The 14,453-nt window shown below is 48.1% G+C and carries 11 protein-coding genes; 9 read left to right on the plus strand and 2 right to left on the minus strand.

The genetic code is table 11. The features are described from left to right. Window positions 1–108: 108 nt before the first annotated feature. Together I1H34_RS22500 and I1H34_RS22505 are read left to right on the plus strand one after the other, a co-directional pair. Entirely contained in the window at window positions 109–1,551 is a 1,443-nt protein-coding gene (locus I1H34_RS22500; protein ID WP_212663135.1) for a vWA domain-containing protein, read from the plus strand. Then, entirely contained in the window at window positions 1,541–2,716 is a 1,176-nt protein-coding gene (locus tag I1H34_RS22505; RefSeq protein WP_212663136.1) for an ARPP-2 domain-containing protein, read from the plus strand. The genes I1H34_RS22500 and I1H34_RS22505 overlap by 11 nt, the downstream gene beginning before the upstream one ends. Before the next feature lie 17 nt (window positions 2,717–2,733). Here the strand turns inward: I1H34_RS22505 and I1H34_RS22510 are convergent, their stop codons facing one another. Continuing rightward, on the minus strand, window positions 2,734–4,014 hold the full coding sequence (locus tag I1H34_RS22510; RefSeq protein WP_212663137.1) for an MSMEG_0569 family flavin-dependent oxidoreductase: 1,281 nt from the start codon (window positions 4,012–4,014) through the stop codon (window positions 2,734–2,736). Window positions 4,015–5,176: 1,162 nt separating this feature from the next. Here I1H34_RS22510 and I1H34_RS22515 point away from each other — a divergent pair. The 7 genes from I1H34_RS22515 to I1H34_RS22545 all read left to right on the plus strand — a co-directional run bounded on the left by I1H34_RS22515 (window position 5,177) and on the right by I1H34_RS22545 (window position 13,274). After that, complete coding sequence (locus I1H34_RS22515; protein ID WP_212663138.1) at window positions 5,177–7,981, plus strand: EAL domain-containing protein; 2,805 nt, start codon at window positions 5,177–5,179, stop codon at window positions 7,979–7,981. Between the two features lie 339 nt (window positions 7,982–8,320). Next, window positions 8,321–8,803 (plus strand): MSMEG_0572/Sll0783 family nitrogen starvation response protein, encoded by a 483-nt coding sequence (locus I1H34_RS22520; RefSeq protein ID WP_212663139.1) that lies wholly within the window; start codon window positions 8,321–8,323, stop codon window positions 8,801–8,803. Window positions 8,804–8,853: 50 nt separating this feature from the next. After that, window positions 8,854–9,864, plus strand: coding sequence for a Nit6803 family nitrilase (locus I1H34_RS22525; RefSeq protein ID WP_212663140.1), 1,011 nt, complete (start codon window positions 8,854–8,856; stop codon window positions 9,862–9,864). Between the two features lie 9 nt (window positions 9,865–9,873). Then, window positions 9,874–10,956, plus strand: a complete 1,083-nt coding sequence (locus I1H34_RS22530) for an MSMEG_0568 family radical SAM protein (RefSeq protein WP_212663141.1) — start codon at window positions 9,874–9,876, stop codon at window positions 10,954–10,956. A 113-nt stretch (window positions 10,957–11,069) separates the two neighbouring features. Further along, window positions 11,070–11,753 carry a hypothetical protein gene (locus I1H34_RS22535; protein ID WP_212663142.1) on the plus strand — a complete coding sequence of 228 codons (684 nt, stop codon included), beginning with the start codon at window positions 11,070–11,072 and terminating at the stop codon, window positions 11,751–11,753. 31 nt (window positions 11,754–11,784) lie between these two features. Continuing rightward, window positions 11,785–12,300, plus strand: a complete 516-nt coding sequence (locus I1H34_RS22540) for an MSMEG_0567/Sll0786 family nitrogen starvation N-acetyltransferase (RefSeq protein ID WP_212663143.1) — start codon at window positions 11,785–11,787, stop codon at window positions 12,298–12,300. Beyond that, window positions 12,300–13,274, plus strand: coding sequence for a sll0787 family AIR synthase-like protein (locus I1H34_RS22545; RefSeq protein WP_212663144.1), 975 nt, complete (start codon window positions 12,300–12,302; stop codon window positions 13,272–13,274). Before I1H34_RS22540 ends, I1H34_RS22545 begins: the two co-directional genes overlap by 1 nt. A gap of 62 nt (window positions 13,275–13,336) precedes the next feature. On the opposite strand, the gene I1H34_RS22550 is transcribed toward I1H34_RS22545, so the two are convergent. Further along, entirely contained in the window at window positions 13,337–14,386 is a 1,050-nt protein-coding gene (locus tag I1H34_RS22550; RefSeq protein WP_212663145.1) for a Fic family protein, read from the minus strand. Window positions 14,387–14,453: the final 67 nt, after the last annotated feature.

Genomic DNA, 14,453 nt, shown 5'->3' on the forward strand with positions numbered 1-14,453 from the left:
GGAAGCTCCGTTTGCGGGACTTGAGTGCGACTTCCGAACTCCATCTTGAAAATGGCGCAAGTCTGTCGTGCCACTACTCCCCAAGCGGGCTGATTTATATCTAAGACAATGGCTTCTACCTGGACGGAACGTCAGCAACAGGTCGAACGGGAAGACCTGGTCATGTTTATCAATGCCTGTCTGAGCTGTACGGGGCAGCGGGAATTTTATGACGAGGCCTGGGGACAGAAGCTTTCCCTCGACTTTTTGCATGACTATATTTTGGGCAACTATCGACTGCTCTATGCCCGCACCTTAGCCGCAGGGATTAATCACTTTAATCAGGGCCAAATCATTCTCAAATTACTGGCAACGGGAAAGCAAACACTCCCAGAACATCGCCAGGAAGAAGGCACTCTGATCGCTTCTACCCTAAATGCGTTGCCACCCCAGCGGGCCTGGAAAGTGCTGGAGCAAATTCGGAAACGACGGATTAATAACCGTCGAGCTAGGGCAATTGCCCGGGACTATATTGCGCAACGCCACCAGCGGCTGGATTTTGATGCAGTGAAATATCGCTCTAAGGTCAGTGGAATAGCCACTCACAATCACCTGAAACTACCGGGTGAAGTCGGGTCGTTTTTGTTTCGAGACTGGCCCCAGCAGTTTGAAACTGAGCTGTTTGAGAAATTTCGAAAAGCGTATTACAGCCAAGACGCGATCTATGCCCTGCCCTTTACGGTGGCAGAAGGGTTGGCGGCAAAACATCAGATCCCCCGTGATCGCTTTTTAGCCCGCATCGAAGCCCAAATGACTCAGGCTGAAAAAGTGCGAATGCAGCAGAGTACGGAATGCGATCGCAACTCAAAACTCACGGTTGATCTCAAACACACCCCGATCACAAAGCTAGCTCTCTACTGCTTATCTTTGCCGATCAAGGATCGACAAGCACGACATACGGAATTGACTCAGGCTTTACAGCAATCGGCCCAAGCAGCGCTGCATCGGGCTCCTTTACGGCTGGGAAAGGTGGCAGCAGTACTGGACTGTAGCTATTCCAGTAGCGGCTCGAATGAAAAGCGGAGACGGCCTTTGGGAGTCGCCTTAGCCATTCACTATCTGTTGCAAGCGGCATCCAATCAATATCAGGCCTTTTGGACATTACCTATCTCCGATCCGCTGTTGGTGCAGCCTCGGGGACAGACGGATCTGGCTACACCCTTGCTGGATGCCCTAGCAACCCATCCTGATGTAGTGGTGATTTTGTCCGATGGCTGGGAGAATGATCCACCCAATGGTGCCGCAGAAGTGTTGCGGGTGTTTCGTCGTCGCCTTGATCCATCCGTTTCGATCCTGCACTGCAATCCGGTTTTCAATGCAGATGACTTTTCTGTTCGAAACCTCAGTTCCGCAGTACCCACTGTCGGACTACGAGATGCTGAGGACTTACCAACAGTGCTGGGCTTTGCTCAATTTGCTGACGGCAAATCTTCTCTTGGGGATCTGGAACAGTATTTAAAGGTCCGGGTCCAACAGTTTCTCTCCAAATTCGATCCCAATCATGGCTCCTAAAGCGCCTCTACTGAATACCCTTTCCCTCAAGGGGATAGAGATTGCTCCCTCCCAAGTCTGGGGAGGGATTCGGATTGTGCCGTTACTGCGCCGAAATGTTCGGGGAGATCTGCGTCTAGCCAAACGCGACTATGACGACGATCTGACAGTGGTCTCTCTCCAAGGTCAACCCTTAGCAGCTGGCCTCAAGTACACTTCCTACGTCCCCCACGGGTTAGTACTGTCCTGGGATGAAGAGGGCCAGCCCGTTGCAGCGAAAGGCAGCCAATTAGGGACGGACGGGCAACGGTTTAAGGCCGGTCCCGTCAGTGTCAGGGTGCTATCGCGAATGGCGAAGCGGGAAGCTCGCAATCAACTCCGATTTCTCCCTCTGCATCTGGCGATGGAAGGCTTCTTGTCTCTGTTTTTCTCCGGGCCAGATATTGCTTGGAGTGAGTATTCTAAGCAAGCCCTGTCTCAAGGGTTATCGTCTCGAACCGAATGGTCGGTGTCAGGGCAGGCGATTCAAGGACTAGCGGATGCTCTACGGGTGTTTGAAATCCACGAGCATCAGGTGGGGATGCTGCTGTTTGTATCGGAAGCGCTAGCCTCTGCCTTTATCACGCCCACACCGGAAGATTACCGGCTGCTACACCCCAGTCTGCTGCAAGATTTCTATGGAGAACTGCTGTATCAGTACGGACTCTATGGGGGCACGGTGCCCATGCAGTCCCAGGTGGATGAGTCTAAGGTGGAGACTTTGGCGGATTTGCGGGATGCGATCGCAACCCTCAGACAAGACTGGGCCGCTTTCCAAGGGCTGATGGCCAGCGACCTCCTCCAACGGCCTGTAGAATCCAAACGCATCTATACGGCAGGTCCATTCACCTTGCAGCGGTTTATCACAGATCTCAAACTCAAATCCGAGAATCACATTGGTGAAGCGATTGTCCGCAATGATGGACAACTAGAATACCTAAAAACCTATCGTTTATCTGCAGGTCAGGCTCGAAGGGCCTATTTACTCAGCCAGCTCGCTGCCCAGGGCTGGCACTTAGAACGAACCGCCTTATCCATGGGGGAGTTGCTAGAAAACTTTATCTATCGACTAGAAAAAGCTGGCTTTGGCTATTTAATCAATAATCAAGTGCGTGAGCAGGCACAAAAAGCGAGGCGACGGGATTAGGGTAATGTCGATGATGGTTAAGATCCAATGGCCATTTCATTGAAGCGAAGTTGAGATCGCACATTCACCCGATGATTGGCCTGAATATAGTCAGCCACATACCGAACATCCCGAGCAATCCCTGAAAAGCGGCCTGACCCCCAAGTGTAGAGCCAAGGCAAGCCCACAAAATACAGTCCTTTCACTCCCGTCACGCCCCGATCATGACCGGGATAGCCCTTGCCATCAAACACAGGAATTTCCACCCAGGAATAGTCCATGTCATAGCCAATGGACCAAATCACGGTGCTGATATTAGCAGTTTGCAAGTTCAATGCCGTGGGTTCTGAAGCCGGCTCCCAAGCGGGGCTGTAAGGCTCATCCACTGGCGCAGCAATTTGATGTTTTTCAATATAAGCATCAATGGTGCCCTTGATGCTTTCAGCCACTGCATCGGCCTGATCCAAGTTCTCTTTCAAATTAGGCTGAAACGTTAACTGAGACCCACGAATATCTGCCAGCCTGCCGTAAAGCCGCATCCCTTCCAGGGCAAAATGACGCAAATCAATTTCCCGCCCACCTCCGCGTCCCGTGACATAGTGGTTGGTTTTAGTTCTCACATTCTCTTTTTGGGGATGATCTTCAATGGTCAGATCGTAGTAACCCAATTGATCGAGCCAATCCACCACATCTTTACCTCGGTATTGTCGGGGCGATCGCGGCGCACTACCGACACATAAATGCACCTGTTTTCCTGCTAGATGAAGGTCTTCGGCAATCTGACAGCCCGACTGCCCGGTGCCCACTACAATCACAGCTCCATCGGCTAAACTCTCCGGATTTTTATACTCAGAAGAATGGAGTTGGCGAACCTCTTCGGGAAGACACTGGGCTATACCAGGAATGCTAGGTCGATGATAGCCTCCAGTGGCCACCACAATTTGATCAGCCGTGAATTCCCCAATCGAGGTAGAGACTTCAAACACATCGCTAATGGGATTTTTGCGCACTCGCTGCACACTGACGCCTTCTCTAACGGGAGGATTAAAGGAACGAGCGTAGGCTTCGATATAGTCGACAATTTGGTCTTTTTGCATAAATCCGTTGGAGTCATCTCCAGAATAGGAAAATCCCGGTAGCTGACATTGCCAGTTGGGGGTAACTAAACAAAAAGAATCCCAACGCTTGCTCCGCCAGGAATGGGCAATCTGATACTGCTCAAAGATAATGTGATCAATCTGACATTCACCTAAACAGTAACTAATGGATAAGCCTGCTTGTCCACCGCCCACAATAATGACGGAATAATGGCTGCCCATACTAGATTCCCTTTTGAACTGAGTACGTCGAAGACTATTGGCACCATAAAGGGGGAATGAGGCGACAACGAGTAGCAAGAGATACAGATTGCTGAGGTTTATGACTTTCCCCAGGCTTCACGACATCTCTTGTCCAGTGACTCTGTGAAGAATACTCGTTTTGAACGGATGAACCTAGCAGTTTAGATAGTTTTCTGAAATATTAGAGTAATTCTTGAACTGGGACTGACCTGCTAGTCAGAGATCCGTGCAAGTAATCTTAAATGAGTATGGAAGGACAAGTATTCTGTCGTTATTTCAATAAACTCTCGCAAGACAATAGATCATAGGTCTCGCAGAATATCAAGAGGTGGCTAAATCGAATTGATGCTCCCAAGCAAGGTTGCCACAAACGAGTTCAAGAAAGTTGTGAAGAATGAAATACCATCAACCAAAGAATGAAAACGGGAGAAGGTATGGCATTTTTTCTAGGTAATATAAATCGCATCTTTAATGAGAAAAATACAGAAATAGCTTACTGACATCCATCAAGACATGCAATTAATGATTCATATTAAATTCTTACGAAAAAGTGATTCCAGGAATGCATCACCATTTTTTTATCAAGGAAATAGGCTGAAAAAATTATAACGAATACTTGAATAGTATCTTTCGACAACCACTACCTAAGACAGTCCAATTGAGACTCATATTCTATCAGAAACTGAATAATAGTATCGGAGCTATCTGGTATTTGAGAGATAACTATAATATAGAAATAAAAATCATCTTAAGCCTATGAATCACTTTCGGCAACTGGAATGAAATAATATGATACTTCTCCAAGACAATGAAGAGAAATCAATCCTATTAAGTATGCTTGACAACTTATTATGAGTGACATCCAATAAGTCGTAAAAAAAGGAATTAAGATATTTTAATGCTGGATTGAATATTCAATTTTGTAGAGAAATCGTTGTATACTCCATGATCATTCACTCAGCAAACCTTTGGGTTATCTACGTTTCTTTAAGACAGGCCACAATAGATTCAAGGCTACGCAATTGGTGTTCTTCACTATATGTGTTAACACATTCGATGTAATACATCCCCACAAATATGCAAGTAGTACATTTAATTTTATTCTTGCAAATTCATCGAATTCTTGTGGGCCTCTGAATGTATGATTAAAGCCTATAAAGTAAAGCCACTTAGCGCTTCACCCAATCCCCCCAATCAGTCAGATCGACAGATAAACTGGCTCCAAGCTTTTGTAGGAACTGCCTTAGTTATTGTTACTGTAGCCGCATATTACAGCTATAGCGTAATACGACATTTGGCACTGGAGAGTCTGAGGCAAAATGCCTTTGAAGAAGCGCAGCATGGTGCAGGAGAAATTGATACCTGGTTAGCTAGATTGAAGTCTCAAACCGAGACCATTGCCAATACTCCCACGGTTCTCTCTTTAGACTGGTCGACTATAGAACCCTACTTTATGGATGAACTGAAGCGAAACCAAGAATCATTCAAGCTCTCTTTGATTGGGAAAGACCGCTATTTAATTGCTAACACTTCTGTGGGACTCCAGCGGCAAGACTTACGTCACCGAAACTACCTACGAGAAGTCTTAAAAGGCAAAACGTTTGTCAGTGATGCGGTTGTCTCCCCCACCACAGGTGTTACTCAAATATTGATATCAACACCAATTTGGTCCACAGTCTCACCCACTCCATCATCATTGGATGAGTCAGATGCCATTCAGCAGCAACCCAGCATTTTAGGCGCTGTTAATAACGCTGTCACGGTTGAACTGGTGTCAGAGGTGGTCTCAAGATTAAAGTATGGCCCTGATAGTTATGCATTTGTCCTGAATTCTGATGGCCGGGCTATGGTTCATCCCGATACTCAGTGGATGTCAACGCAAGAAGAGCCCGCAGCTAGCTTGCTAGACGATACCAATACAGATTTAGCTGACATCGCCAAGCGAATGGTTGATCGGCAAGAAGGCATTGAACTGCGTAACATAGATGGGCGACTTCAATATATTGCTTATCTCCCTTCTAAAGAAGCAAATTGGGCGATCGCTTTTGTCATCCCCAAAAACAATATTGAACATCAACTGCAACCCCTAGATCTGATTGCGTTTGCCTTTGGAATGCTGGCTATCAGCTTAGGAGTTGTGCTCTGGCGCTTGCAGGCGACTCAACATCACCAGCTTCGTCAAATCCAAGCGTTGACCAAGGCGACTAACCAAGCACTGGAACAAAGAGTACAGGAGCGTACGATTGAACTCGCACAGGCTAAAGAGCGTGCGCAAGTGACTCTTGAATCGATTGGTGATGCAGTGATTACCACTGATGCCGAGGGACGTGTCGATTATCTCAACCCAGTTGCCGAGAGATTGACGGGTTGGTCACTAGAATCTGCACAAGGAGCGCCGCTCCCTGAGGTATTTCGACTCATTAATGAATACAGTCGTGAGCCAGTAACTGATCCCGTGGCTCGTTGCCTAGCGGAGGGATGCATAGTCGATCTAGCAAATCATACGGTGTTGATCAACCGGCATGGCCAAGAGTTCGCCATTGAAGATTCGGCTGCTCCGATCCGGGACACCAACAATCACTTATTAGGGGTCGTTCTGGTGTTTCACGATGTGAGTGAACAGCGCCGATTACAAGAGGAAATCTCTCATCAGGCTCAACATGATGCGCTGACAGGTTTGTTTAATCGCTATGAGTTTGAACGCCGCCTGCAGCAGGCCATTGAGATGGCCCAAGCACAAGATAGTGAACATGCACTTTGCTACCTGGACCTTGATCAGTTCAAGTTGGTCAATGATACCTGTGGACATGCTGCAGGTGACGCCTTGTTAAAACAGCTGTCCGTTTTGTTCGAGAGTAAAATCCGGCAGTGCGATACATTGGCACGATTAGGTGGCGATGAATTCGGGGTGTTGTTAGAGCATTGCTCCCTCACTAATGCCAAGTCCATTGCTAACACCTTGCGTCAAGCCGTCGAAGATTTTAGCTTTAGTTGGCAGGAGCAGCGTTTTCGCGTCGGGGTCAGCCTTGGTTTGGTTACGGTTGATGCCATGAGTACCAACGTTGCCAATATTTTACAGGCGGCCGATAGTGCCTGTTATGTCGCTAAAGACTCCGGTCGCAATCGTGTCCATGTGTACCTTGAACACGACGAGATGTTAGCTCAACGATATGGCGAGATGAAGTGGGTCTCCCGTATTCAGCAAGCATTAGAGGAAGATCTGTTTGAGTTGTATGCTCAGCCGATTGTTCCCCTCAATGAACGTTTTGCCGGCAGATTACACTGCGAATTGTTATTACGCTTGATTGAAGAAGATGGTAAAACCTCTCTCCCAGGAGCGTTTATGCCAGCTGCCGAGCGATATAACCTAGCCGTTGCCATCGATCGTTGGGTGGTAAGTCACGCTTTTCAGTGGTTGGTTGCCCACGCTGATGTATTTGATCGATTGGCATTAGTTACGCTCAATTTGTCTGGGCATTCCATTGGCGATCGATTTTTTCATGCATACGTATTGAAGCAACTGGATGATACGGGTATATCCGCTAAGAAAATCTGCTTTGAGATTACTGAAACTGCTGCTATAGCCAATCTGACTGATGCCACCCGATTTATGCAGACCCTCAGAACACGAGGTTGTCGTTTCTCATTGGATGATTTCGGTAGTGGGTTATCGTCTTTTGGATATCTAAAAACTTTACCGGTTGATTTTTTAAAAATTGATGGCTTATTTGTGAAGGATATTGTTGACGATCCAGTTGACTTGGCAATGGTGCGCTCGATTAACGAGATTGCTCAGTTGCTCAATAAGGAGACTGTTGCTGAGTGCGTTGAGAATGATGAGATACTCAATCAATTACGCACTCTGGGAGTGGATTATGGACAAGGATATGGTTGTGGTCGCCCCCAACAACTGTCCACTTTTATGCATGAGGGCTCCACACTTTAACAATCTCAAATTTTGTTTCTAAATGAATGGTGATTTCATCAAAATAGTTTTTAACCGCATAAAAACGTGAAACTTACTTGTAGCTTTTTGCCACAGCCCACTAGAAAAGCTGCCAGACGTTTTTGAGGTAGTCTACCTGTTACTTTCGATAGGTAGCATCCAATTACGCTGTCTTTTATTTCGCAAAAAGCTAGTGTACCCCTGTCACTTCAAGTAGACATTAAGAGTTTGTAGTAGTTGATACAGGGGAAGGATTTCAACCCACTTACTGTGCAGAGTTAATGATGCTCACCCATGCATCAGGCACTTCCAAAACTCTTCAAGAAGGATGCTTAACCAATGCCAGAAGTTACTACTCCAATCCACCAGACTGGCGACTTTTTTGTGGATTATGAGGAAAAAGTATTCCCCGATGTGCAGGCCGATCCAGGTGAAAAAGCCTTAGTCACTTTTCATACCGTGGCCTTTGAAGGGTCCATTGGCTTGGTCAATTTATTGCAGGCCACCCGTCTGATTCGCAAAGGATTTGAAACCTCCATTCTGCTCTATGGTCCCGGTGTGACATTGGGAGTGCAGCGAGGGTTTCCCAAACTTGGGGATGAGGCTTTCCCAGGTCATATGGCCATGAATAATCAGCTGGTCAAAATCATGGAAGAAGGCGGCAAAGTCTATGCCTGTCGGTTTGCCCTACAAGCCCTATACGGCCACGGTGAACCCTCGTTGATTCCCGGCATTCAGCCTATCAATCCGTTGGATGTCCTAGATATCGTCTTGATGCACCGGAAAGATGGTGCCTTCATTCTGGATACCTGGACGATGTAGCTCTTTGATGTGCCGTCACTTTAGTCCGCTCATACTCTGAGGGAATCACTATGGATCACGTCAAAACAGTACGAGCTGCCGCTGTCCAGATTAGTCCGGTCTTGTTCAGTCGGGAGGGGACAACGGAGAAAGTTTTGGATGCGATCGCATCTGCAGCCCAAGAAGGCGTCCAACTGATCGTCTTTCCTGAAACCTTAGTCCCCTATTATCCCTATTTCTCCTTCGTTCAACCGCCCGTGGTCATGGGCAAAGCCCATATGCAGCTTTACGAAGAAGCGGTAACCGTGCCGGGGGCAGTGGTTGATGCCATCAGCCGAGCCGCACGATCCTACGAGATGGTCGTGGTTCTGGGGGTGAATGAACGAGACGGCGGCTCCCTCTATAACACCCAACTGATCTTTGACACTGATGGCACCTTGGGGCTAAAGCGACGCAAGATCACCCCTACTTACCATGAGCGGATGGTTTGGGGGCAGGGAGATGGGGCCGGATTGACCGTCCTAGAGACGGCAGTGGGTCGACTGGGAGCCTTGGCCTGCTGGGAGCATTACAATCCCCTGGCTCGCTATGCCCTGATGGCTCAGCAGGAAGAAATTCACTGTGGGCAGTTTCCGGGGTCGATGGTGGGACAAATCTTTGCGGACCAAATGGAAGTAACGATGCGCCACCATGCCTTGGAGTCGGGCTGTTTTGTGGTCAATGCCACGGGCTGGTTAACCCCAGAGCAAAAGCAGCAAATCACCCCCAATGAAAACCTACAAAAAGTCCTAAGCGGCGGCTGTTATACCGCCATTATTAGTCCCGAGGGCGTGCCCCTCTGCGACCCCGTAACCGAGGGAGAAGGAATGGCAATTGCCGACCTCGATTTTTCTCTAATTACCAAGCGCAAACGGATGATGGATTCCGTGGGCCATTATTCCCGGCCCGATCTACTCCAGCTGCAGGTAAATCAAAAGGCTTGGGCAGTGATGCAGCCACCCCCAACAACACTCCCGGAGCAGGACAAGGAGCCTTCTTTACCCCTCTTATCCGATGAGCCCATTCCTCGACCCGTCGATTAAAGCAAAATTATGGACAAACAACATCTAATTACGGAACTGCAATCGAACGGACTGCAGGTGATTGACCCCAGTATTGGCGTTGCGGGGCGTCGAGGTGGAGCTGGCCCCTCGGATCATAAAGCAGTGACCGTGGATGGGACGACGGTGATGGTTCCGATTTATACGGGAACCGCCAGCCAATCTCCCTATACGACCCAGGTCAACCAGGGCCGTCAGGCGGTGCTAGAGAAATCTAGTCAGGCCGTGGCTACGGTGGAGTTTCCTCTGCAGCCCCAGTTTTACGACCTGCAAACGTCAGACGGCATCCCCTATTGGAAGATTGCCCTGCTCCATAGTCATGACGTGTTGGCCACCACGGTATTGCAAACCTGTATGCGGTATCGCAATACCGATACGGCCTGTCAGTTCTGTGCCATTGAAAAGTCCCTAGACGCCGATCGCACCATTGCCCGCAAAACGCCAGAACAGCTAGCAGAAGTGGCAGAGGCAGCGGTGCGCCTAGATGGGGTCCAGCATATGATCATGACCACTGGGACACCGAATACCCACGATCGCGGGGCGGCCTACCTAGCCGAATGTGCCCAAGCCATCAAAGCGCGGGTTAACCTGCCCATCCAGGCCCAGTGCGAACCTCCAGACGATTTTGGCTGGTTCGCCCAGATGAAGGCAGCAGGGGTAGACAGTTTGGGAATGCACCTAGAAGTGGTTGATCCACAGGTGCGATCTAAAATCATGCCCGGTAAAGCAGAAGTGCCCCTATCCCATTATTTTGAAGCCTTTGAGGCAGCGGTTCAGGTATTTGGTTGGGGCCAAGTGTCTACCTATTTATTAGCAGGACTGGGGGATAGCCTAGAAACCCTGGTGGAAACCTGCCAACGGCTGATTGACTTAGGGGTTTATCCGTTTGTCGTCCCCTTTGTCCCCATTTCCGATACACCCTTAGCCCACCATCCGGCCCCCAGTAGCGAGTTTATGTTTGCCCTCTATCAGCAGGTGGGGACGATGTTAAAGCAAGCGGGAATGTCGTCCACAGACATGAATGCAGGATGTGCCAAGTGTGGCGCTTGTTCCGCCTTATCTACGTTTGAGTAAGTGCTATGCATTCTCAGGGCATTGATAGAAGAGAGACTGGAAACCATACAACACTCTCTCTCCTTCAAGTACACAAAACTCGTACTTGTGATTGCCCATCCTCATCTGTACTGATGCTAAGTATTTCAACCCGCAATCTTGACTCTCTTCCCGATGTGAATAGCCTCAAGCAGTTATTACAATCTCTCGCCATGCTGGACGCAATCTTATCGCCTGAATGGGAATACCGTTACTACTCATTCAATGCAAAATGGTCACGGGATGGACAAATGGGTTCCATGCGAGATGGCTCTGGGGATGAGTTTTTTGCGTTCTTCAATAACGCTGGATGCTTCTTGAAAGGGTTTGTCCATGACTGTTCTATGACCCCCTATCGAACTCAACCCCCTAAAATCTGGCCAGGGATGCTGGAGGGTGTTCCTGAAGCATTCTCGTCAGCCTTGTCTGAGCCTGCATTCTCAATGGATGACATAACATTTGGTCTTTGGCGACACTACTCCGATCAAGCTTGGTCTCATGGTTCCATTGAATTCCCTGAAGGTGATGATCCAGACGGATCTGAGTCCCTGCTAGCCCTCCTTGATCGCAATCCTGCCACTTACCGACAGTTTGCTGAAGAGTATTACGAAATTGAGATCCCCTTGAACTCTATCCAACATATTTATAAGCATTTGCCGCTGACGACCGATCTGGTTTCATCTCTGAACAATGACCTCTCGCTAACGGATTTGGCAGAAGACATTAGCGAGATTGACTATCCCTACACCCAGATCACTAAATCAACGACTCAACAATAAATGATTAGCAATGTTAAAGGAGCAGAATCTGATGGCATCCAGTCGATATAGTTTCAAGTTGGCGCAATCTCCCCAAGATCTACGAGGGTATTGTGAGCTACGCCAAGCGATTTTTTGTCAGGAACAAGGACTCTTTGAAGGCAAGGATAAAGACGACATCGATACCACCGCCTATCCGATTGTGGCCATTGACCCAGAGGCCCCACCAGATCAGCAAGTGGTAGGAGTGGTTCGCATTTATGAAGAACAGGATCGACTTTGGTACGGCGGTCGCTTAGGGGTTCATGCTGACTATCGCCGAGCTGGGCGCATCGGTAAGGGACTGATTTATAAAGCCGTCACCACTGCCAATACTTGGGGATGCGATCGCTTCCTCGCTACGGTCCAACTCCAAAACGTCCGATTCTTTCAACGCCAACACTGGGACTCTTTAGAAGAGATACAGATCTGCGATCGCCCCCATCATCTAATGGAAGCCGACCTAGATTTTTATCCTCCTAATGATGAATCCCGTCCACAAGTTACACCCCTTCTCCAAGCCTCTTAATGCTGTCGGAGTTAGCAGCAGAGTTACAACAAACCTTGGGACTTCTGCATAAACAGGATATTCAACCCGTTGCCCGTCACCTAGGCACTTGGGTTCCTGACAATACCACTCAAACCCCCATCTGGTTGGGGGATGACTGTGCTGCTATCCCCGATGAAGAAGGTTATTTATTACTGGCGGCGGAGGGGATGTGGTCAGTCTTAGTCGAAACAGAACCCTGGTTCGCAGGCTGGTGCGGCGTTCTAGTCAACGTTAGCGATATCTATGCCATGGGCGGTAAACCGATTGCAGTAGTGGATGCCCTCTGGAGTCGGTCCACCGATCAAGCTGAACAGCTGTGGGAAGGAATGAAGGCGGCGTCCAAGGCATTTAATGTACCGATTGTAGGAGGCCATACCCATTGTCATAGTCCTTATGAAGCCCTTTCAGTAGCGATTTTGGGACGGGCACAGCAGTTGATAACTAGCTTTAATGCCCAACCTGGCGATATCGTATTGCTGGTCACCGATCTCAACGGTCAACCCCATCCTAAATATCCGTTTTGGGATGCAGCAACAATGGCAGAGCCAAAGACACTACAAACCAATCTCAATTTACTCCCCACCCTGGCGGAATCGGGATTATGTGATGCCGGGAAAGACATTAGCATGGGGGGCTTAATAGGTACCTTGTTGATGCTATTAGAAACTTCTGGTTGTGGAGCTGTACTTGACTTAGAATCGATTCCCTATCCTTCGGGTTTAGACTTCAAACAATGGTTGGTGAGTTTCCCTAGTTACGGTTTTTTGCTCAGTGTCAGGCCAGATTGCGTTGAGCCGATTCAGCAATTATTTGAGCCGCATAATATAGTCTGTGCTGCCATTGGGCAAATCACGCCAGAGCATACATTAACCCTGAAATCTAAAGCTGAGTCCGCTTGCTTCTGGGATTTGAGCCAAGATGCCCTAACTGGATTCTCAAAATTCAGTTCCTAGCCTTGTGCCTCTTGATTTTATGATTTTGGGTTTAAGGAATCTGAAGTTATTCTTTCCAAAAACTACGGCAGGCTATACCATGCACCCCGCCCACTCCCATGCAATACCAGTAAGTTTTGCTTAAGTAAACTCTTGAAGTGCGACTTGAGTGTGTTTCGACTCGCTCCAGTTAAAACCACAGCATCGCTCATGGTAATACGACCGTGGTTTCGGGCCTGGTCCAGAATTTGCACTGACAGATTTGGCAACTTTGCCAATAGCAGTTTTTCTCGTCCGACTTTTTCACGAAGCCCTAGCATCTGACGCTGGAGTGCTCTTAGGAAAAACAATAGCCATGGTGTCCAGTTAGGGGTATTGGTGCGAATAGTTCCCTGAGTTTGGCGCAATGCCAGATAATAGTCTTCTTTATTCTGTTCGACAATGCTCTCAAGTGAGCTATAAGGCACATAAGCATAGCCTGCTTGAAGTAACAATAATGTTGTCAGTACTCGGCTCAGACGACCGTTACCATCCTGAAAAGGATGAATCTCCAAAAACACAACGGTAAAAAGGCCAATGGTTATCAGGGGGTGAAGCGCCTTATCTTGAGTCGTAGTATTAAACTCATCAATCAGTTCTGCCATGAAACGGGGAGTATCAAATGGAGTGGCCGTTTCAAATACAATGCCAATGGGTTGTCCATCTACATCAAAAGCAGCAACGCTGTTAGAAGAGGTTTTGTAATTGCCTCGATGCCAGTTATCTTTGGCGCTATACCGTAGTAAATCACGATGAAGTTGTTTGAGATGGTTCTCTGTCATCGAAATCGCTGTCCATGACGAGAAAACAGTCTCCATCACCTCCGCATAACCTGCAACCTCCTGCTGATCCCGACTGGTAAATGACTGAATCTCTAGATTGGACAGAAGTTGCTCAACTTCTCGATCAGAAAGTCTGCTGCCCTCGATCCGAGTTGAGGAGCCAATGCTCTCGATAGTAGCCACATGGCGAAGTGCTGAAAGTCTTTCTGGTGCAAGGGAACCGAGAGCACGCCAAGCGCCCTTGAATTCATCAATCTCGGCAATCAGCAAAAGCATTTCTTGACTGATTTGTAGTGAGGTAGTATCGAACATGCTCCATTTATACACCCATTTACACCCAATTAAATCAGCGTTAAAAGCAAGCTATCTAACATTGACT

Source organism: Acaryochloris marina S15, from assembly GCF_018336915.1.
Classification (GTDB): domain Bacteria; phylum Cyanobacteriota; class Cyanobacteriia; order Thermosynechococcales; family Thermosynechococcaceae; genus Acaryochloris; species Acaryochloris marina_A.